This window comes from Streptomyces sp. JLBT605 (genome assembly GCF_058215555.1).
This window is the reverse complement of the sequence record NZ_CM177087.1, coordinates 3,513,302-3,531,802: the sequence shown is the minus strand read 5'-3', so window position 1 is coordinate 3,531,802 and position 18,501 is coordinate 3,513,302. Positions and strand designations below refer to the sequence as shown.

Below are 18,501 nucleotides of genomic sequence, written 5' to 3'. Positions count from 1 at the left end.
ACACCAAGCATGAGAGGGCGGCGGCGATGGCAACACTGCGCGCGGCCGGCGGAGGTCTCCTCGGGGTCGGTCAGGGCGGTGATGCGCACGGACAAGCCGTCTCCGTTACGGGAAGGAGGTGCGAGGGGTGGGATTCGTCCTGCGCGCGGCCGTTACCGGGCCCAGGGCAGGATGCGGGTGCCCTCCGTGCCGGGTACGGAGGCCACGCCGTCCGAGCACATGGCGACGTGGGCCTCGGCCGCCTGCGGGGCGTGGACCTGGCGGAGCACATCCGGCGGGAGGACGAAGGTCTGCCCGGCCGTGATCTTCTCGGTGCGACCTCCGCAGGTGACGTCGAGGACGCCGGCGGTGACCGTCCACACCTGTTCGCGGCTGATGACGTGCTCGGGGCCGGTCTGACCGGCCTCCATAGCGACGGTCCAGGTGCTGAGTTCCGCGCTGCCCCGGCTGGGGGCGGCCAGACCGGTCATGCGGGCGTTCGGGGACTCGGTGACGTTCTCGGCGGCGGGGGTGATCACGATCACGGCGGGTTCCTCGCTCTGGGTGGGCTCGTCGGGGGTGGACCATTCGACGAGCTGGACGACGATTCCGTTCGGGCCGGTCAGCTGGAAGAGCCGCTCACCCCAGGGCTCCTCGCGCAGCGGCATGGTGATCGGGGCGCCCGCCTCGCGCAGGCGCCGCTCCTCGGCCTCGATGCCGGTGACGGTGAGCGCGAGGATCAGACCCGTGGCCTGCTGGTCGCGCTGCTCGGGCGGGAGCACCTCGGTGCCGCGGCTCAGCAGCACGACGTCGGCAGCGGCGTCATCGCGGGTCAGCGACGCGAAGCCGTCGGCGGCCATGGCGACCTGGTAGCCGAGGTAGGTGCAGAAGAAGTCGCGGGAGGCGTCCACGTCGGCGACGGTGAGGGACAGGGTGGAGGAGGTGACGCGCAAGGTGGCTCCTGGCTGGTTCGGCTGGTGGATCGTGTGCGGGCGCCTGGGCGGGTGCTGCTCTAGTCGGAGGTCTTCGCGTAAGTGAGGACGAGGTTCCCGCCCTCGAACACGCGGGTGTCGGTGAGCTTGAACGTGCGCGGCGAGAAGTCGGCCCGGAAGAGTGGGATGCCCGAGCCGGCCACGATCGGGTACTGCTTGACGATCAGCTCGTCGATCTCGGGCAGGAGTTGGCCGGCCAGATCGGCACCGCCACAGAGCCAGATCCCGAGCCCTTCCTCCTGCTTGAGCTTGCGCACCAGAGTGAGCGGGTCCTCGTCGGTGACCTCGACGGCCTGGTCCGGGCTGGTGGTGAGCGAGCGGGAGAGGACGATCTGCCGCAGGTGGGCGTACGGACTGGTGAGGCCAGCAGCCAGCCCCGGGGCATAGGTGCTGCGGCCCATGAGCACGGTGTCGAAGCGGGTGTTGAGCGCGTCCGGGATGCCGAGGGCCGCGCGGCCCGGAGTCGGGAGGGTTTCCGCGTACTCGGCGATCAGGTGCGGCAGGTAGTCCTCGGTGACGTGCGGCATGAAGAAGTCGAAGTCGCCGTCGGGGGCGGCGATGAAGCCGTCGATGGTGGTTCCGATGAGGTAGGTGAGCTTGCGCATCCCAGTCCGTTCGTCAGGGTGAACTTTATAACGGGCGCAACTTTACGTCGGAGCATGATCGAACGTCAAGCATAATTTTGCATCGAGGGTAAGATTGCTTCATGACTACCGAGATGGGGCTCCGCGAGTCCAAGAAGCAGGAGACCAGGCAGCTGATCTCCGACTGCGCCACCAGGCTCTTCATCGAGCAGGGCTTCGAGCAGACGACCATCGCCGAGATCGCCGTGGCGGCTCGCGTGGCCAAGAAGACGGTGACCAACTACTTCCCTCGCAAGGAGGACCTGGCCCTCGACCACCACGAGGCGTTCACCCAGGGCCTGGCCCTGGCCGTCGCCGAGCGTGAGCCCGACGAAGAGCCGCTCACCGCCCTGCGGCGGACGTTCCGCGCCGCCCTGCTGGAACACAGCCCCGTCGTCGGCTTCACCGGCCCCGCGTTCGCACGCATGGTCGCCGACAGCCCCACCCTCATCGCCCGGCTGCGCGAACTGCACGATCAGCGAGAGGAGGCACTCGCCGCAGCGCTGGCCGACGCTACCCCGGATCCCGCCCCGGACATCGCGCCCCGGGCCGCCGCCGCCCTGATCGCCGCCGCGGACCGGCTGCTGTTCCGGCGCATCCAGGAACTCACCCTGGCCGGCCACTCCGACGACGAGATCGAGGCCACACTGGTTCCGGAGGCCGACCACCTCCGCACTCTCCTCGCCGCCGCCCTTGGCAACCATCCCACGGCGGCAACCTCGTGACCTTGCCGCACGTCCGGGCCGCCAAGACGGTAGACGACCCGCCTGGTTGCAGTTCCGTGGTCCGTCATCTCTGATGCGATGACGACGTCCTGAATTTCGACAGGGCCCAACGCCTCGATGGCATCGGCCCGGTGGTTCCAGCCGCAGGCGTCAACCCAGCCGGTGATCGACAGGACGACTGCCCACTCACCCCTTTCGCGGCACTGCGGCCAGCGTCAGGCTGCCGGGTACGGCGGCGAACGCCTCGCGCAGGTCGGCCGCGAGGCCGGCGCGTGTGGGGGTGCCCGGACGCGACGTCCACGTGGCCAGCGCGCAGTGGAACGCGGCGATCAGGACATCCAGCGCGAGCCGGGGGCGCGGGTCTCCCGTGGGGTCGAGGTCGAACCTGCGGTGCAGGACGGCGAGCGCGGCGCGGCAGGTGCGGTCGCAGAAGTGGAGGCCGTGCGCGCCCATGGAGGGTGTCTTCTCCGCGAGTCGGCGACTGAGCAGCAGGCGTCGGGCCCAGTCGTCGGCCGTCATCCGGTCCAGGGCGGCCAGCAGTGCGTCCTGCAGCATCTCCAAGAGGGCACGGCCGCCCGGGTCGCGGGTCTCCAGGTCGTCGAGGAAGGCCACCCAGAGGTCCTGGGCCGGCGCCATGGCGACGTCTTCCTTGCTCGCGAAGTAGCGGAAGAACGTGCGCTTGGAGACGTCCACCGCGTCGCAGAGCTCGTCGAGAGTCGTGCCGTCGAAGCCGCGCTCGGTGAACTGCTCCAGGGCCGCATCGATCAGCGACTGCCGGGTGCGGAGCTTCTTGCGCTCGCGCAGCGGCAGCCGCTCCTTCTGGGTTTCCGCCATGGCGGCAGCGTATCCGGTGATGCCTCAGGAGCGCTAACGCCACTTGCACACTTATGCCACTCAGTGGCATAAGTATCTCCGGTGCCTCCACCGAGGCGCCGCTCAGCCCTGCCGGAAGGTGCACACGCATGCGTGCTCTGCTCGTCGACCGCTCCGCCCCCGCCGGACTACGGCTCGGCCATGCTCCCGACCCGACACCAGCGCCCCATCAGGCACTGGTCCGGGTGACGGCGACGTCCCTCAACTACGGCGAGATCAGGCATGGCCTGGAGAACGCGCCGGACGGGGCCGTCCCCGGCTGGGACGCGGCCGGCGTCGTGGAGCAGGCGGCGGCCGACGGCTCAGGGCCGGCCGCCGGAACCCCCGTGGTGACACTGGCTCCCGACGGGGCCTGGGCCGAACTCCGCGCCGTCGACACCGATCTGATCGGCACGGTTCCTGCCGGCGCCGACCCCGGGGCGATCAGTACGATCCCCGTCGCAGGCGCCAGCGCCTTGCGTGCCCTGCACCGCCTGGGTCCGATCCTCGGCAGGCGGGTCCTCGTCACCGGGTCCACCGGTGGCGTCGGGCGGTACGCCGTCCAGCTCGCCCGGCTTGGTGGTGCGTACGTCATCGCCTCCACCGCAAGCCCCGAGTCACACGGTGACGGCCTGCGCAGCCTCGGCGCTCACGAGGTGGTCGCGGAGCCCGCCTCGCTCGGCACGCCGGTGGACGGCGTCGTGGACCTGGTGGGTGGCCGGCAGCTTGTCGATGCCTACGAGCGGCTGGCCGAGAAGGGGACGTTGGTCGCCGTGGGACACGCGACGGGCGCGAGTGAGAACTTCCCGTTCGGAGCCTTCTTCGGCGATCAGGGACGGCATGACCGCTCCATCGCCACCTTCTTCCTGCTCTCCTGCACCGGTCTGGGCCCCGATCTGACCTGGCTCGCCACCCGAGTCGCGGCCGGCGACCTCGATCCGCGGATCTCCTGGCGAGGGAGCTGGGAGAAGGCGGCCGAAGCAGCCGAGACCCTGCTCGGACGCCGGCTCCACGGCAAAGCGGTACTCGAAATCGTCTGACGAAGATGTCGGCGCTCAGGCCGGGGCGGCCCCGACTCTTTGGCCTGCTCGCGACCACCCTCCGGGTGGGGGCGTATCGCTGTACCCGACCGTCCGCGTACACGTGTACGCGGAGAATTCTTCCGGTGAGGGCCGTAATGCCCCGCGTGACCCCCGAACGTCACCTTCCCTCGGGGGGACGGCTGAAGCGGTCATCGGGCTGTGCCGGATCACGCGTCGGTCGTGACGAGTGCTGCGGAGGGGCTTTCGGTGAAGTCGGTCACGAGCTTCTGGTCAGGATCGGCCCGGACCAGCCGAGCAGGTCCGGCACGACGGCGGGTCAGGTGAACGTCTTCAGGTCGGCCAGCAGTTCCTCCACCGCCTGGCAGTGCGGGCCCATCCGCGCGATCAGATCACTCCGGTCCGTGTTCGCCGGTTCGGCGAGACGGCTCTCCACCAGAATGATCTTCCGCGACAGCTCATCCTCTCGCTCGGACAGCAGCTCGATCGCGCGCTCGATGATCAGGTCGCCCTGCATTCGAGCCGCCCCGATGAACGCCTGCTTGTACCGCCGGGCCGTCTCGTCCAGATCATCGATCCACTCCTGCCGCAGCAGATCCAGCGCCGTCTTGTTCCGCCGCCGCCCCCGGATCCCGCCGTACATCAGCCCGGCGATCAGCGTCACCGCGGCCGGGATGGCCAGCAGCGGGCCGGTGACGATGCCGGTGGCGGCCGCCAGTCCGCCGGCCACCGGCGTGGCCAGGGTGACGAATCCGGTCGCGGTCTGCGCGACGTCCTGCGCCCCGTTCTGCGGTCGCTGGGACGGCGGCACGGTCAGGTCGTCCAGGTTCACCCGGGCCGGAGTCACACCCAGATCGCCCAGTGGGTCGGTGTCGCTGAGGGTGGCTCGGACCGTGTTGAGGGCGCCGTCGGTGAACGCCCCCAGCTCCGTCTCCCACTCGCGCATGGGACCGTGGTTCGCCACCCAGTCCTGCAGCACCTGCGACTTGCGGACCTCGATCCGGTTCGCCTCCTTGTCCTTGGTCAGGTCGGCCTCCTTGATCTGCGGGTCCAGCCGCTGGTGCAGGAAGTCCGCCAGCCCGCTGAAACTCGCCTCGGTGCGCCGGATATGTGATCGGAGCGCGCCCGCCAGCTGGTCGCGGACCGTATCCACCGCCGCACCCAGATGGCGCAGCCGACGGCTCAGGTCGTCGCGCTCGCTCGACAGCGTGTCCAGCGGCAGCCGCGCCGCGACCAGCAGTTCGGAGATCACCTGATGGCGGGGCGCGAGCAGCTTCACGGCCTCCTTGGCGACCGTGCCGATGTGCCGCTTCCCGGTGCCGGTGTCGATCAGGTCGGAGAGCGTCCGCCGCAGCCTGCGCATCCGGCTGGCGGCCACCATCCGCTCGCCCATGGCGGCGTTCCCCTGCGCCAGATGCCAGTTGCCCAGCGCCTCCCAGGCCGGGGACACCGGGATGAAGCCGTCCGGCCCGATGAAGGTGTCCGCGGCGCCCGAGGCGGGCGGGAAGTTCTCCCGCAGATAAGCGTTGTTCGCCTCCAGGGTGTCCTTCCACTCCGGCTCGTTGTCGAAGTTGACGTTGTCCGCCCGGTCGATCGCGGTCAGCACCCAGATGACGCGCTTGCCCGAGCTGAGATGGTGCGCGTGCAGCCGGTTGATCAACTCCAGATCGGCTGCCGACAGGGTGTGCGTGGCCTGGGCGACGTAAAGGAAACAGTCCGCCTCCGCCCACGCGTTGTTGGCGATCTCGTCGTGGACCGGATGCGGCGAGCCATGGCCGGGCAGGTCGTACAGCTTCGCGGGGAGCAGCGGATCCGACAGCAGCACCTCCACCTCGGCCACCGTCCGCTCCCGGTGCTCGGCCGCCCGCCCCCGGGCGACTGCCCGGGGATCCTGCGTCGTATAGGCCGCGACGACGGCGGGTACCGGCGCGTGCCCGATGTCGTACCAGGCCCGCTCATCGGTGAACCGCGCCCGGAGGTAGCCGCGCCCGCTCGCGTCGATCTCCGTGGTCCGCTCCACCGGAACCACCGACGCGGGACAGGCGGTTGTCACCCGGGAAGCGGAGTAAAGCAGTCCGATGTACTGGTCCGAGGTGATGCCGTTGTCATTGGTGACCGGCGCGTACTCCAGGCGGCCCTGGAGCCCGCCCACCAGAAAACTCTTTCCGGAGGAGAACCCGCCCAGCATCGCCACGTTGATCATCGTCGAGGCGGCGCGGGTCCCCAACTGCTCCATGACCCTCAGGTCGTAATCCAGCCGCCCGGCATCAGCGTCCAGATAGTGGGTCAGTTCGCGTCCGGCAGTCAGCCAGCGATGTGCTCGTTTGAGTGCCAGTTGAAGCTCGATACGCTGGCTTTCGATGGCGTTCATGCGCTCTGTTATAGCGTCCGTCCGGCCGCGTCCCCCAGCACTTGCCCAGCTCCTCTCCGCCCTTCTCCAGAGCGGCCGTTCGGGCTGCGGCGCTGGCCCGCCGTTTCCAGACCGACGGGCTTCACCGCGGCGGCGTCACTGAGAGGCCCACCAGGTCGAGAGCGCCGCGGCGGTGTAACCCAGCGACTCGTACAGCGGCCTGCCCAGCTTCGAAGCGGTGAGCGTGACCGGCAGCTCCGCCAGGTGGGCGAGGGAGCCGAGCATGACGGCCCGCCCCACGCCACGCGACCGGAAAGCCGGCGAAGTGCCGACCCAGTAATGGCTGCCGACGCCGTCGTCCACGACACAGACGCCGGCTCCCGCGGGCACGCCGTCGTGCGTGGCGAGGAACACGTCCACGCCCGGCTGCTCGATCAGCGCCACCGGGAAAAGCTCGCCGGGGCGGTAGGGCTTGAATCCGGCCAGCTCGAAGCCGTCGATCACGATCCGCTCGGCCGCCTGGAGGTCCTCGGGCCGCCGTACCCGGATCACGTCCAGCATCGGTTCGCCGACGGGCCCGGGCGGGCGCAGCATGACCGGCATCTGCCAGCTGCGCATGCCCAGGTGGCTCAGGTCGGTCGAGCCGAACGGATCCTCGGCGTTCACCGGGCCTGCGGCTCGGCGTACCAGCTCGCTCAACTCGGTCAGTTCGCGCGGGTCGAGGACCGGCTCTTGGATCAGGATCCGCAGGCCGGCGCGCGCGTCGCCGTCGACCGCGACGAATCCGCGGCGCCGGATGACCTCATGCCCCCGGGATCGGCCGGTCGCGGTCCAGAAGGCGGCGGAGTTACGGGCCTGACGCATCGGCGCCTCGGCCAAGGCTATGGAGACGGGCTGGTCGGCCGACGGAGATCGTGTTGTCATTGCGCCTACGCTACTGCTCAATTGCCCCATCGCAGGGGCCAATTCCATGCGAGCTGACTGGGCCACCCGCACGGCCGGACCACCTGGCGAGCACGACCGGCTCCATGTTCCGTCTCGATCGTTGCCGCCCCTGCCCGGTCGCAGACCTCGGTCGGGAGTAGGCCGATCCGACGGCTGACCGGAGGAGTACGGACGCGGCCTCGTGCTCCCTGGCGCTCGGATGTCACCCGATCGCCGCGCGCACTGGCGCACCCGGCCGGCCCACCCACACGGTGGAGGGGCGAAGAGATCCGGTGCGGTGCATCGGAACATCACTCATGGGCGGACGGGAACGGGACCTGTGGCGGAGAAGGCAGCCATGACGACGGCCGATGACACGGCGGCGGCTCCGGTCGCCCTGACCTGTCTGGTGACCGGCGCCAGCGGCTACGTCGGTGGCCGGCTGGTGCCCGAGTTGCTGGACGCCGGTCACCGGGTGCGCTGCCTGGTCCGCTCCCCCGGCAAGCTGCGTGACCATCCGTGGTCCGGCCGGGTGGAGATCGTCCCGGGCGACGTGACCGACGCCGGGTCGGTGGCGCGGGCGATGGACGGTGTGGACGTGGCCTACTACCTGGTGCACGCGCTGGGCAGCGGGCGCGGCTTCGAGCGTGCCGACCGCGCCGCTGCCCAGGTCTTCGGCGAACAGGCCCGGCGGGCCGGTGTGCGCCGCCTGGTCTACCTCGGCGGACTCCATCCCGCGGGCGTTCCGGAGTCCCGTCTCTCTCCGCACCTGCGCTCCCGTGCGGAGGTCGGCCGCATCCTGCTGGCCTCGGGCGTGCCGACCGCTGTCCTGAGCGCCGCGGTGATCATCGGCTCCGGTTCGGCGAGTTTCGAGATGCTGCGCTACCTCACGGAGCGGCTGCCAGTGATGATCACTCCGCGTTGGGTGCGCACCCGCATCCAGCCGATCGCCGTGCGGGACGTGCTGCGCATCCTGGTGGGCTGCGCCGGTCTGCCCCCCGACGTCAACCGCGCCTTCGACATCGGCGGCCCGGAGGTGCTCACCTACCGGGACATGATGCGGCGGTACGCCGCCGTGGCCGGCCTGCCTCGACGGTTGATCCTGCCCGTCCCCCTCCTCACCCCTGGCCTGTCCAGCCTCTGGGTCGGCCTTGTGACGCCGGTGCCCGCCTCGATCGCCCGCCCACTGACGGAGTCCCTGCGCCATGAGGTGGTCTGCCGGGAGAACGACATCGAAGGGTACGTACCCAGCCCACCCGGCCACCCTCTCGGCTTCGACCGCGCCGTCTCCCTGGCGCTGCAGCGCGTCCGCGACGCACAGGTCACCACCCGCTGGTCGTCGGCCGCCACGCCGGGCGCGCCCAGCGATCCGTTGCCCACCGACCCGGGCTGGGCGGGCGGCAGCCTCTACACCGACATGCGCGAACGCGAAGCCGAGGCCGCCCCGGAGGCGCTGTGGGAGGTCATCGAAGGCATCGGCGGGGAGAACGGCTGGTACTCCTTCCCACTGGCCTGGGCGGTGCGCGGTTGGCTCGACCGTCTCGTGGGCGGCGTGGGCCTGCGTCGGGGCCGACGTGACGCGCGCCGGCTGCGAGTCGGCGACTCGCTGGACTTCTGGCGGGTGGAGGAGATCGAGCGCGGTCGGCTTCTGCGGCTGCGCGCCGAGATGCGGCTGCCCGGGCTGGCATGGCTGGAGATGCGGGTGGACGGCGAGGGGCCCGTCCGCTACCGGCAGCGTGCGGTGTTCCTTCCCCGCGGACTGCTCGGCCAGCTGTACTGGTGGAGCATCTCGCCGTTCCACGCGGTCGTCTTCGGCGGCATGGCCCGCAACATCGTCCGCGCCGCGGCCCGAGCCCAGCAGGAGCGCGCGTGATCCTCGGTGACGGCCGCGGCCAGCGGATCCCGCGGTCCGGACCGTGCCGTCCGCACCGGCCCTCCCGAACCACCGGAGAGAAGCTGAAAGCCATGCGCGCCTCAGTCGTCCTCTTCACCTGCGACCTGCGTCTGCACGATCATCCGCCGCTGCGTGCGGCCCTGGACGCGTCCGACGCGGTCGTCCCGCTCTTCGTGCGGGACCGCGCCGTGGTGGCGGCGGGGTTCGCCGCTCCCAACCGCAGCGCCTTCCTCGCCGACTGCCTGGCCGACCTCGACGCGTCGCTGCGTGAGCTGGGCGGACGGCTCGTGGTGCGCTCCGGCGACCTGGTGGAAGAGGTCTGCCGCACGGTGACCGACGCGGACGCTGATGCGGTGCACATGTCCGCCGGGCACAGCCGTTTCGCCATCCGGCGTGAGGAGCGGTTGCGCTCCGCTCTGGAGGCGGCGGGGCGGCGGCTGTTCGCCCACGACGCGGTCACCGTGGCCGTGCCGCCCGGGGAGGTGACTCCCGCCTCCTCCGACCACTTCGCCGTCTTCACGCCGTACTACCGGCGGTGGTCGCAGGCGCCCTTGCGTCCCGTCGCCGCCGCTCCGCGCCGCGTGCACGTCCCCGACCACGTGAGAGGCGAGCCGCCACCCGCCCGCGGTGACGTCACCGGCGTCTCGCCCGCGCTGCCGGCCGGCGGGGAGAGCGAAGGCCGCAGGCGGGTGACCGCCTATTGGAGGCGCAGTCTGGACGCCTACGACACCACCCGCGACGACCTGGCTGCCGATGCCACCTCCAGGCTCTCCGCCCACCTGCACTTCGGCACCCTGTCCCCGGCGGAACTCGTCCACCGGGCCAGGCGCCACGGCGGTCCGGGCGCCGAGGCGTTCGTACGGCAGCTTGCCTGGCGCGACTTCCACCGCCAGGTTCTCGCCGCCCGCCCTGACGCCGCCCACGCCGACTACCGCACCAGACACGACCGGTGGCGCACGGAGCGCACCGCGGAGGCCGACATCGATGCGTGGCGCCAGGGCCGTACCGGCTACCCGGTCATCGACGCGGCAATGCGGCAGCTGCGCCACGAGGGCTGGATGCACAATCGCGCCCGGCTGTTGACGGCGAGCTTCCTGACCAAGACCCTCTACGTCGACTGGCGGATCGGCGCCGCCCACTTCCTGCGGTGGCTGGTCGATGGCGACGTGGCCGACAACCAGCTCAACTGGCAGTGGGTGGCCGGGACCGGCACCGACACCCGGCCCAACCGGGTCCTCAACCCCGTCATCCAGGCCAAGCGGTACGACCCCGACGGTGTCTATGTGCGCCGCTGGGTGCCCGAACTCCGTGGGGTGAACGCCCCGGTGGTGCACGAACCGTGGAAGCTGCCCGACCCGGACCGCGCTGCGCTCGACTACCCCGATCCGGTGGTGGAGCTGTCCGAGGGGCTGGACCGGTTCCGGCGGGCCCGCGACCGGCAGCACCGAGGGGCCCCGGCGTGACGGAATGGCGCTGACGTGCAGCGACCGGCTCGGCCCTCACCTTCCCCCGGCGGGGGGGGCGGGCCCGCCGGAGATACCGCGGTGCCGCCGAGCTCTTCCGCCCGCCGCGCCCGCGAAGCGCTCGCCAAGCATCCGCGTGCCGCGTTCACCGCGCCGACGCGGTCCCGGCCGTCGTGCTCTTCGCGGGCGATGTGACCTTCCTCGCGGCAGGGGGGTCTCGACGCGTCCGCCGCTGTGCCATCCGCTGATGACAGTGGCAGCGGCGCATCTCCCGTCGGCAGAGGTCACGGGGCTGCGGGCGGACGTCCCCGACAGAAAAGGCCGGACCCGCGGGGATCAATATCTGTTGCCGCGAAATGAGAAATAGACACAGGGCCCGGCGAGTATTCCTCGACCGACGACCGGCGCGGAATTATCAGCCGTGCAGGGCCGATCGCACCGTGCTACTGTCGTTATCAGTTGCAGGTGTGGTTGCCAGAAGGTTCATTTCCGACGGGGTAATCATCACGGCGACACGGAATTCACGCAGGGTGAATTCCTGGCACCGTCTCCCAAGGAGAAATGACATGGCTACTGGCACCGTGAAGTGGTTCAACGCGGAAAAGGGCTTCGGCTTCATCGAGCAGGACGGCGGCGGCGCCGACGTCTTCGCCCACTACTCGAACATCGCTACCCAGGGCTTCCGCGAGCTGCTGGAGGGCCAGAAGGTGTCGTTCGACATCGCGCAGGGCCAGAAGGGCCCGACGGCCGAGAACATCGTTCCCGCCTGACACCGGCGCTGACGCTTACTTCGCAGCTGGGGCCCGCACCTGAGGGGTGCGGGCCCCAGCTCGCTGCTTTTCCGGGCGGCGGCGGGAAGGCTCCACCGCATCTCCGACCGGTTACACATTCCCCGTCGGCACGACTCAGCCCACTTCGCATTCGGCTCGTCTCGAGGTTCTCTGTGCCGCTCATCTGCTGCGAGAGCTCCTCGCCACGTGCACTCGTCAAGGAAGGTTCCGCATGAAGCGTGCCCACACGACCCACACGCATGACCGCTTCGGAGGAGGCGCCGGCGCCAACCGCTCCGGTGGTCCGCGCCGTTCCAAGGACTACGGAAATCGACGGGCCGGACGGGCCGTACGGGGCGAGTTCGCGCCGCCGAAGACGATCACGCCCGCGCTGCCCGCCGTCGCGTCGTTCGCCGATCTCGCCATGCCCGCACCTCTGTTGGCCACGCTCGGCCGGGAAGGCGTGACCGCACCGTTCCCGATCCAGGCGGCGACCCTGCCGAACTCCCTGGCCGGTCGTGACGTACTGGGCCGTGGCCGCACCGGCTCGGGCAAGACCCTCGCTTTCGGCCTCGCCGTACTGGTCCGTACTGCGGGGCGGCGTGCCGAGCCACGGCAGCCGCTCGCCCTCGTCCTCGTCCCCACCCGCGAGCTCGCCCAACAGGTCACCGACGCGCTCACTCCCTACGCTCGCTCCGTGAGCCTGCGGCTGGCCACCGTCGTCGGCGGAATGTCCATCGGCAGGCAGGCCGGTGCGCTGCGTGCCGGGGCCGAGGTGGTCGTCGCGACGCCCGGGCGGCTCAAGGACCTCATCGACCGGGGCGACTGCCGGCTGGGCGACGTCGGCATCACGGTCCTCGACGAGGCCGACCAGATGGCCGACATGGGCTTCATGCCCCAGGTCACCGCCCTGCTCGACCAGGTACGACCCAATGGGCAGCGGATGCTCTTCTCGGCCACCCTGGACCGCAACGTCGACCTGCTGGTCCGCCGCTACCTGACGGACCCGGTGGTCCACTCCGTCGATCCGTCGGCAGGCGCGGTCACCACGATGGAGCACCACGTACTCCATGTGCACGACGCGGACAAGCATCGGACGACCACCGAGATCGCGGCGCGAGACGGTCGAGTGATCATGTTCCTCGACACCAAGCACGCGGTGGACCGGCTGACCAAGCACCTGCTGAGCAATGGTGTCCGCGCCGCGGCGCTGCACGGTGGCAAGTCCCAGCCGCAGCGCACCCGGACCCTGGACCAGTTCAAGAGCGGGCATGTGACGGTGCTGGTGGCGACCAACGTCGCGGCGCGCGGGATCCATGTCGACAATCTCGACCTGGTCGTCAATGTGGATCCCCCCAGTGACCACAAGGACTACCTGCACCGCGGCGGCCGTACGGCCCGCGCCGGCGAGTCCGGCAGCGTCGTCACCCTGGTGACACCTGATCAGCGTCGCGGTATGAGCCGCCTGATGGCTTCGGCGGGCATCACCCCCCGGGTCGCCCAGGTACGTTCGGGTGAGGCGGAGCTGAGCCGCATCACCGGCGCCCAGGCCCCTTCCGGTGTCCCGGTCGTCGTCACCGCGCCTGGCGGGGAACGTCCCCGCGGCGCGTCTTCTTCGTCCCAGGGACGTCGGGGTCGCCGGAGCCACGCCGGCCAGGGCCGGCCCGTCGGCGAAGCAGCGCGCCCCAGGGCACAGCGGCGGACCGGCTTCGGCTCGGCTGCCTAGAGCCGCCGCGATCACCAGCCCACACCCCCTTCCGGTAGGAGGCACCTATGACGCCGACTCAGGCCCAGCACCGTGCAGTGGACCCCGCCCCCAAAGCCGTGGTCGACGACAGGACCGCGTCCGGACCTCGGGTCCGTGACGACATGACGGTCGAGGTGGCTCTGTCCCTCATGGCGGGTGCCCGTGTCGATCACCTCGTCCTCTGCGACGGGGACGACCAGAGCACTGGTCTGATCACCCTGGCCCGGCTCGCCGTTCTCCGCGACAGCCCCGCCTACACGGACCGGATTCGTCTGCGGGACGTCCCCGCCGGACCGTTCACCTCGCCCGGCGCTCGGCCCGGCGCCGCCGGTGAGCACGGCCGGACCCCGAACGTCCTCACCCTCGCCCGCTGATCCACCTCGCCCGGTCCAGCCCGTCCTCCTCCTTCTCTGTGAGGCGTCATGCACTGTGTCATCGCCCGGTACCCGTTCGAGTTGACCAAGAGCGGGGTGCTGGCCTCGATGAAGGGCGTCAGGCCCGAGCTCGTCACGGGTGAGTCCGTGACCATCGGCCGCCGCCGCTACCCGGTCAAGCAAGTAGGCCAGGTCATCACCCGACAGGACCGCCGCGACTTCACCAGCGGCGAAGTCGTCCGGGCCATGACCCGCCTCGGCTTCACCTGCCACGGCCCGATCGAGGCCGCGCCGGTGGATGTCCCCACTCCGCTCCGGACCGCCTCGGTGCTGCTCGGGGGCGCCGCCTCCACAGAGGGGTGGTGACAGGCGGAAATCCGCCACCAGAGACCCGGTGAGGGCCCTGCCGACGCGCGTCGGCAGGGCCCTCATCGCCGTTTCGCCGCCCCGCCGTCTCGCCGCCCACGACGACTTGTTCCCACCCGTTATCGCAGGCCACAGGCTGCCTGTGGCCTGCGAACACGAAAATCTACTCTTGCCAGAGTAGACATTGACCCCCAGTGCGGTTAACCTTTTTCTCGTTGACACGGTCAAGTGAGACCCGGCAGACACGAACTGGCGGGTAGCAGTACCTGAAGTTCGCAGGTCAGTGCGGCTCTGGAGCTCCGAAGCCAAGGTGTTCGCAGAACGGTGACGGGGCTGAGAGCCGTACTGGGCAGCCCGCAGGTCGAGGGGCTGCCACCAGCATCACCGATGCGGTACCGCAGTACCCGTTCACCCAGTGGTTGGTTCAGAGGAAGGACGGAGGAGCAGACGCCATCAGGATCGCCCGGCCCGGGAAGCTCTCGGTCCGGGTACCGCAAGACCCCGGATTGGATGGTGGTCCCCGGTCACGCAGCCGCGATCCCCGCACCCCCCTTCACGGGCCGGGTAGCGGAAACAGAAGGTCGGCACAGCATTAGGGCCGACAGATGGTGTTGAATTTCCTTCGGGGCCCTGGTGCCGTACGGCACCAGGGCCCCTCGACGCGTTTGCACAGCGAGGTGACATGGCAGCAGACACTCCACTCAGCGATCGTCTGGACGACGACGACTACCCGGCATACACCATGGGCCGGGCCGCCGAAATGCTCGGCACGACTCCCGCGTTCCTCCGAGCCATCGGTGAGGCTCGTCTGATCACTCCGCTGCGCTCGGAAGGCGGACATCGCCGGTACTCCCGCTACCAACTGCGGATCGCCGCTCGCGCCCGCGAGCTCGTCGACAGGGGAACCCCGATCGAGGCTGCCTGCCGCATCGTCATCCTTGAGGACCAGCTTGAGGAAGCTCAGCGCATCAACGCCGAGTACCGCCGTGCCGCGAAGGAAGCGTCGGACAGTTCCCGCCCCGGTTCGAGCTGATCGCGGTCGACTGGGCAACAGGCAAGGCTGACGTATGAGCGAATCCGGCAACGCCCTCCACCGGTGATGCCGTGGGCCGCCGGACGGGCTCATGCCACGGCGTTGCCGGAGGGGACGGACGCGAAGGCCAGGATGTGCGGGACTGCTTCGCGCAGGCTCTCGAAGTGGCGGTGCACGCCCTCCACCGCGTCGGCGGCGTTCACGCCCCACACCGTCATACCGGCACGCAGCCCGGACCGCACTCCGGACGGCGCGTCCTCGATGACCAGGCAGTCTCCCGGCTCGGCACCCAGTCGCGCGGCGGCCCGCAGATACGGAACGGGAGAGGGCTTGCCCTCCTCGACAGCGGCCGCGTCCACGATCAGCTCCGGTGTCGGCAGGCCCGTCCGCAGGAAGCGGCCGCGTACCCGGTGCTCGTAGTTCGAGGTCACCAGCGCCCAGGACCCCGGCGGCAGGCCGCGCAGCACCTCTGCCGCACCGTCGAAGGCCGCGTAGTGGCCGGACCGGACGTCCTCGTCCTCCAGTTCGTGCAGCATGGCCAGGCACTCCCGCGGGTCGTGGCCCGCAGCGACCCGCGCGAAGGTTTCGGTGGGCCTGGTCCGCAGGGCCACCCTGTAGACCTCGTCCGGGTCCAGCCCGTAGCGCTCCGCCCACGTCCGCCACACCCGGCGCTGGTTGTCCAGAGCGTCGATCAATGTGCCATCGACATCGAACAGGACGTACCTCGTGCCGCGAGGCCGCACGGATTCACTGGTCACTCATCGATCATGCCAGGCGCCGGGCCGGCGGAGCGCTTGACCCTCACGTGACGTCATGCCGCATGGTCGGGGGCGTGGAAGAGCACCTGACCGTGGGGCGTGTGGCCGAGCTGGCCGGCGTGAGCGTCCGCACGCTGCATCACTATGACGAGATCGGCCTCGTGCGGCCGTCCGCGCGGACCGGGGCTGGATACCGGGCCTACTCGGCGGGCGACGTGGAGCGGCTGCGGGAGGTGCTCGGCTACCGGCGGCTGGGCTTCGGATTGCGCGAGATAGCGGATCTGGTGGACGACCCGGCAACCGACACGGTCGCGCACCTGTGCCGGCTGCGCGGCATGTTGCGGGAACAGCGCGACCGCGCGGACGCCATGGTGACGGCCATCGACAGGGAACTGGAGGCACGGGCGATGGGGATCAGGACGACGCCGGAGGAGCAGCTGGGCGTGTTCGGCGCGCAGTTGTACGAGTCGATCGGCTCCGCGTACCCGGCGACGCGGCGCACCGAGCCGCGGATCGCCGCCAGGATCTGGGAGGCGCTCGGGGACGCCCGGACGGTTCTCAACGTCGCGGCAGGCACCGGCTCCTACGAGCCCCCGGACCGCGACGTCACGGCGGTGGAACCATCGGCGGTCATGCGGGCGCAGCGTCCCGCGGGCGCGGCGCCCTGCGTGGCCGCCAGTGCGGAGAGCCTCCCGTTCGAGGACCAGTCCTTCGACGCCGCCATGGCGGTCAGCACCGTTCACCACTGGCCGGACCCTGTCGCCGGGCTGCGCGAGATGCGGCGGGTGGCCCGCCGCGTGGTGGTGTTCACCTACGACGCCAGTAGCACCGGCTGGCTCCAGCGGTTCTGGCTCACCCGCGACTACCTGCCGGAATTCGCGGACCTCCTCGCCGACTGGCCTTCACTGGCCGACCTGACCCACGCGATCGGGGGCCGCGCGGAGCCGGTGCTCATCCCCTGGGACTGCGCCGACGGCTTCTTCGAGGCGCACTGGCGCAGGCCCGAGGCCTACCTGGACGACCATGTGCGCCGCGCGGTATCGGTGTGGACGAGAGTCGGACCGGAGGCCGAGCGGCGGGCGGTGAGCAGGCTCCGCGACGACCTTTCCTCGGGCCGGTGGGCCGAGCGCAACCGCGACCTCGTCGCCCTCGACGCGGCGGAGCTCGGCCTCCGCCTGCTCGTAGCCTGAACGATCGGGTGCGAAGACGCCGCGAGGAAAATCCTCGCCGGGTCTGTCGAGCATGCCGAGCGGCTGACGGGCAGCGGGTCGTCGTCACTTGTGGTCGCGGAGGAAGGCGGGGATCTCGCCGCGGGTCGGGTAGTCCGGCAGGGGTGCCGGCTTGTTCTGGAGGAAGGCGCTGACGACGGCGGCGGCTCGGTCGTTGTTGTCGTCGAGGCCGTTCCACATGTGGTGTCCGACGCCGGGCATGTACTGCGTGCGCCGGATGGCGGGATCGTTGGCGAGGGTGGCGGTCGCCCATTGGCGGACCTGGGAGGAGCACTCGGCGATCATCAGCATCGCGGGGGTCCGGGAGTGCCGCAGTCGCGGGGCGATGGAGGGAGAGTCCTTGATCGTCTCCTGGATGCGGAGGCTGGCGGCGGCGCTGAAGGAGAAGTTCTCTTCCGTGTCCTCGACGGGGATGCGGTGCGCGTCGCGTGCGCAGTAGGCGGATGCGGTGTCGCTGCCGAGATCGGCGGCGGTGAACGCGTTGACGCCCTCGGCCTGTCCGATCAGCCCGGTGTCGGGGGTGAGAAGCCCCAGGCGCATGAGGCCGAACGCGACGGCGTAGCGGGGGACGTGTGTCGACCGCGGTCCGGTCATGGCCGGCGCGAGGCCGCGCGCGGATTTCCGGCCCTTGTGCCCGGTGATGTCCGCGGTGGGGCCGTCCATCGGGCCGGGCTCGGCGATGATCGCCCGGTGCAGACGTGCGGCGACGCGCGGCTCGGCCAGGGCTCGCGTGAGCACCACGCCGCCTGAGGAGAATCCGAGGATGTCGACCCTGCCCTTGCCCAGGCGGTCGACGAAGGCGGCGAGATCGCGGACCGACCGGGAAATCGTGTACTGCCCCATGGGAAGCAGGTCGCTTCGCCCTCCGCCGGCCTGCTCGTAGGCGTAGACGTCGTAGCCCTGTCGTGCCAGGAGTCGCAGGAACCGGTGGTCGAGGACCGAGATGCCGCGAATCGGCCCGCCGTTGAGGTACACGAACGGAACGGGGTGTCGGCTGCCGGCCTTCGCGGGCGGGTAGTGGTACACCGCGACCCGGCTGCCGGTGGCCAGCTTCCAGTGCTGGGTGGCCACGAAGGGCAGGTCGGGCGGGTACCGGCGGTCCGTGGGCTCGGTCGGGACGCAGACCGACGCCGTCAGCGCCGCCGCGACGACCACGGGCAGGAACGGCACCAGCCGCGCCGGCCGGGTACGGCGCCGACCCCACCACAGCGCGGCGCCAGTCGCGACTCCAGCGGTGGTCAGCCACGCGGGGATCCCCCGACCGGCCCCGTCCGTGAGGACGATGAGCGCCAGGAAGAGGACGACCAGCCCCGCGACGGCGGCCAGAGCCAGCAGCAGGCGACCGGCCAAGCGGATGGCACGTATCACGGACGGGGGCATGA

17 protein-coding genes are annotated in these 18,501 nt (G+C 70.6%); 10 read left to right on the top strand and 7 right to left on the bottom strand.

Features of this window, described 5'->3' with window-relative positions:
- Positions 1-152: 152 nt before the first annotated feature.
- On the bottom strand, positions 153-932 hold the full coding sequence (locus AC4BDD_RS15290; RefSeq protein WP_490691558.1) for a VOC family protein: 780 nt from the start codon (positions 930-932) through the stop codon (positions 153-155).
- A 59-nt stretch (positions 933-991) separates the two neighbouring features.
- Entirely contained in the window at positions 992-1,576 is a 585-nt protein-coding gene (locus AC4BDD_RS15285) for a dihydrofolate reductase family protein (protein WP_490691557.1), read from the bottom strand.
- A gap of 113 nt (positions 1,577-1,689) precedes the next feature.
- Between AC4BDD_RS15285 and AC4BDD_RS15280 the strand changes: the two genes are divergently transcribed.
- Positions 1,690-2,319, top strand: coding sequence for a TetR/AcrR family transcriptional regulator (locus AC4BDD_RS15280; protein ID WP_490691786.1), 630 nt, complete (start codon positions 1,690-1,692; stop codon positions 2,317-2,319).
- 186 nt (positions 2,320-2,505) lie between these two features.
- Here the strand turns inward: AC4BDD_RS15280 and AC4BDD_RS15275 are convergent, their stop codons facing one another.
- Entirely contained in the window at positions 2,506-3,153 is a 648-nt protein-coding gene (locus AC4BDD_RS15275; RefSeq protein ID WP_490691556.1) for a TetR/AcrR family transcriptional regulator, read from the bottom strand.
- A gap of 128 nt (positions 3,154-3,281) precedes the next feature.
- Here AC4BDD_RS15275 and AC4BDD_RS15270 point away from each other — a divergent pair, with 128 nt between their 5' ends.
- Positions 3,282-4,211: a zinc-binding dehydrogenase gene (locus AC4BDD_RS15270; protein ID WP_490691555.1), complete on the top strand. Its 930-nt coding sequence runs from the start codon at positions 3,282-3,284 to the stop codon at positions 4,209-4,211.
- A 319-nt stretch (positions 4,212-4,530) separates the two neighbouring features.
- Here the strand turns inward: AC4BDD_RS15270 and AC4BDD_RS15265 are convergent, their stop codons facing one another.
- The gene (locus tag AC4BDD_RS15265) at positions 4,531-6,582 is read right to left on the bottom strand and encodes a hypothetical protein (protein ID WP_490691554.1); all 2,052 of its coding nucleotides are present in this window, start codon (positions 6,580-6,582) and stop codon (positions 4,531-4,533) included.
- 135 nt (positions 6,583-6,717) lie between these two features.
- Positions 6,718-7,485, bottom strand: coding sequence for a GNAT family N-acetyltransferase (locus tag AC4BDD_RS15260; RefSeq protein WP_490691553.1), 768 nt, complete (start codon positions 7,483-7,485; stop codon positions 6,718-6,720).
- 358 nt (positions 7,486-7,843) lie between these two features.
- On the opposite strand from AC4BDD_RS15260, the gene AC4BDD_RS15255 reads away from it, so the two are divergent.
- The 7 genes from AC4BDD_RS15255 (at position 7,844) to AC4BDD_RS15225 (ending at position 15,132) form a co-directional block, all read left to right on the top strand.
- Positions 7,844-9,358 (top strand): SDR family oxidoreductase, encoded by a 1,515-nt coding sequence (locus AC4BDD_RS15255; protein WP_490691552.1) that lies wholly within the window; start codon positions 7,844-7,846, stop codon positions 9,356-9,358.
- Between the two features lie 92 nt (positions 9,359-9,450).
- Positions 9,451-10,842 (top strand): cryptochrome/photolyase family protein, encoded by a 1,392-nt coding sequence (locus AC4BDD_RS15250; RefSeq protein ID WP_490691551.1) that lies wholly within the window; start codon positions 9,451-9,453, stop codon positions 10,840-10,842.
- 566 nt (positions 10,843-11,408) lie between these two features.
- Positions 11,409-11,612, top strand: a complete 204-nt coding sequence (locus AC4BDD_RS15245) for a cold-shock protein (protein WP_028799214.1) — start codon at positions 11,409-11,411, stop codon at positions 11,610-11,612.
- A 232-nt stretch (positions 11,613-11,844) separates the two neighbouring features.
- Entirely contained in the window at positions 11,845-13,338 is a 1,494-nt protein-coding gene (locus tag AC4BDD_RS15240) for a DEAD/DEAH box helicase (RefSeq protein ID WP_490691550.1), read from the top strand.
- A 47-nt stretch (positions 13,339-13,385) separates the two neighbouring features.
- Complete coding sequence (locus AC4BDD_RS15235; protein WP_490691549.1) at positions 13,386-13,733, top strand: CBS domain-containing protein; 348 nt, start codon at positions 13,386-13,388, stop codon at positions 13,731-13,733.
- A 48-nt stretch (positions 13,734-13,781) separates the two neighbouring features.
- Positions 13,782-14,099 (top strand): SCO5918 family protein, encoded by a 318-nt coding sequence (locus tag AC4BDD_RS15230; RefSeq protein ID WP_490691548.1) that lies wholly within the window; start codon positions 13,782-13,784, stop codon positions 14,097-14,099.
- Positions 14,100-14,781: 682 nt separating this feature from the next.
- Positions 14,782-15,132, top strand: a complete 351-nt coding sequence (locus AC4BDD_RS15225) for a helix-turn-helix domain-containing protein (RefSeq protein ID WP_277741832.1) — start codon at positions 14,782-14,784, stop codon at positions 15,130-15,132.
- Between the two features lie 89 nt (positions 15,133-15,221).
- Here the strand turns inward: AC4BDD_RS15225 and AC4BDD_RS15220 are convergent, their stop codons facing one another.
- A complete protein-coding gene (locus tag AC4BDD_RS15220) occupies positions 15,222-15,890 on the bottom strand; it encodes an HAD family hydrolase (protein ID WP_490691547.1) in 669 nt (222 codons plus the stop codon).
- A gap of 62 nt (positions 15,891-15,952) precedes the next feature.
- On the opposite strand from AC4BDD_RS15220, the gene AC4BDD_RS15215 reads away from it, so the two are divergent.
- Positions 15,953-17,080 carry a MerR family transcriptional regulator gene (locus AC4BDD_RS15215; RefSeq protein ID WP_490691546.1) on the top strand — a complete coding sequence of 376 codons (1,128 nt, stop codon included), beginning with the start codon at positions 15,953-15,955 and terminating at the stop codon, positions 17,078-17,080.
- Between the two features lie 84 nt (positions 17,081-17,164).
- Here AC4BDD_RS15215 and AC4BDD_RS15210 read toward each other — a convergent pair whose 3' ends face one another.
- Positions 17,165-18,499, bottom strand: a complete 1,335-nt coding sequence (locus tag AC4BDD_RS15210; protein WP_490691545.1) for an alpha/beta fold hydrolase — start codon at positions 18,497-18,499, stop codon at positions 17,165-17,167.
- Positions 18,500-18,501: the final 2 nt, after the last annotated feature.

Bases quoted from the DNA above. Each gene is read 5' to 3' on its own strand.
- AC4BDD_RS15235 (WP_490691549.1), top strand. From the start codon at position 13,386: ATGACGCCGACTCAGGCCCAGCACCGTGCAGTGGACCCCGCCCCCAAA.
- AC4BDD_RS15230 (WP_490691548.1), top strand. From the start codon at position 13,782: ATGCACTGTGTCATCGCCCGGTACCCGTTCGAGTTGACCAAGAGCGGG.
- AC4BDD_RS15255 (WP_490691552.1), top strand. From the start codon at position 7,844: ATGACGACGGCCGATGACACGGCGGCGGCTCCGGTCGCCCTGACCTGT.
- AC4BDD_RS15260 (WP_490691553.1), bottom strand. From the start codon at position 7,485: ATGACAACACGATCTCCGTCGGCCGACCAGCCCGTCTCCATAGCCTTG.
- AC4BDD_RS15210 (WP_490691545.1), bottom strand. From the start codon at position 18,499: ATGCCCCCGTCCGTGATACGTGCCATCCGCTTGGCCGGTCGCCTGCTG.
- AC4BDD_RS15215 (WP_490691546.1), top strand. From the start codon at position 15,953: ATGGTCGGGGGCGTGGAAGAGCACCTGACCGTGGGGCGTGTGGCCGAG.
- AC4BDD_RS15245 (WP_028799214.1), top strand. From the start codon at position 11,409: ATGGCTACTGGCACCGTGAAGTGGTTCAACGCGGAAAAGGGCTTCGGC.
- AC4BDD_RS15250 (WP_490691551.1), top strand. From the start codon at position 9,451: ATGCGCGCCTCAGTCGTCCTCTTCACCTGCGACCTGCGTCTGCACGAT.
- AC4BDD_RS15270 (WP_490691555.1), top strand. From the start codon at position 3,282: ATGCGTGCTCTGCTCGTCGACCGCTCCGCCCCCGCCGGACTACGGCTC.
- AC4BDD_RS15280 (WP_490691786.1), top strand. From the start codon at position 1,690: ATGGGGCTCCGCGAGTCCAAGAAGCAGGAGACCAGGCAGCTGATCTCC.
- AC4BDD_RS15275 (WP_490691556.1), bottom strand. From the start codon at position 3,153: ATGGCGGAAACCCAGAAGGAGCGGCTGCCGCTGCGCGAGCGCAAGAAG.
- AC4BDD_RS15265 (WP_490691554.1), bottom strand. From the start codon at position 6,582: ATGAACGCCATCGAAAGCCAGCGTATCGAGCTTCAACTGGCACTCAAA.
- AC4BDD_RS15240 (WP_490691550.1), top strand. From the start codon at position 11,845: ATGAAGCGTGCCCACACGACCCACACGCATGACCGCTTCGGAGGAGGC.
- AC4BDD_RS15225 (WP_277741832.1), top strand. From the start codon at position 14,782: ATGGCAGCAGACACTCCACTCAGCGATCGTCTGGACGACGACGACTAC.
- AC4BDD_RS15285 (WP_490691557.1), bottom strand. From the start codon at position 1,576: ATGCGCAAGCTCACCTACCTCATCGGAACCACCATCGACGGCTTCATC.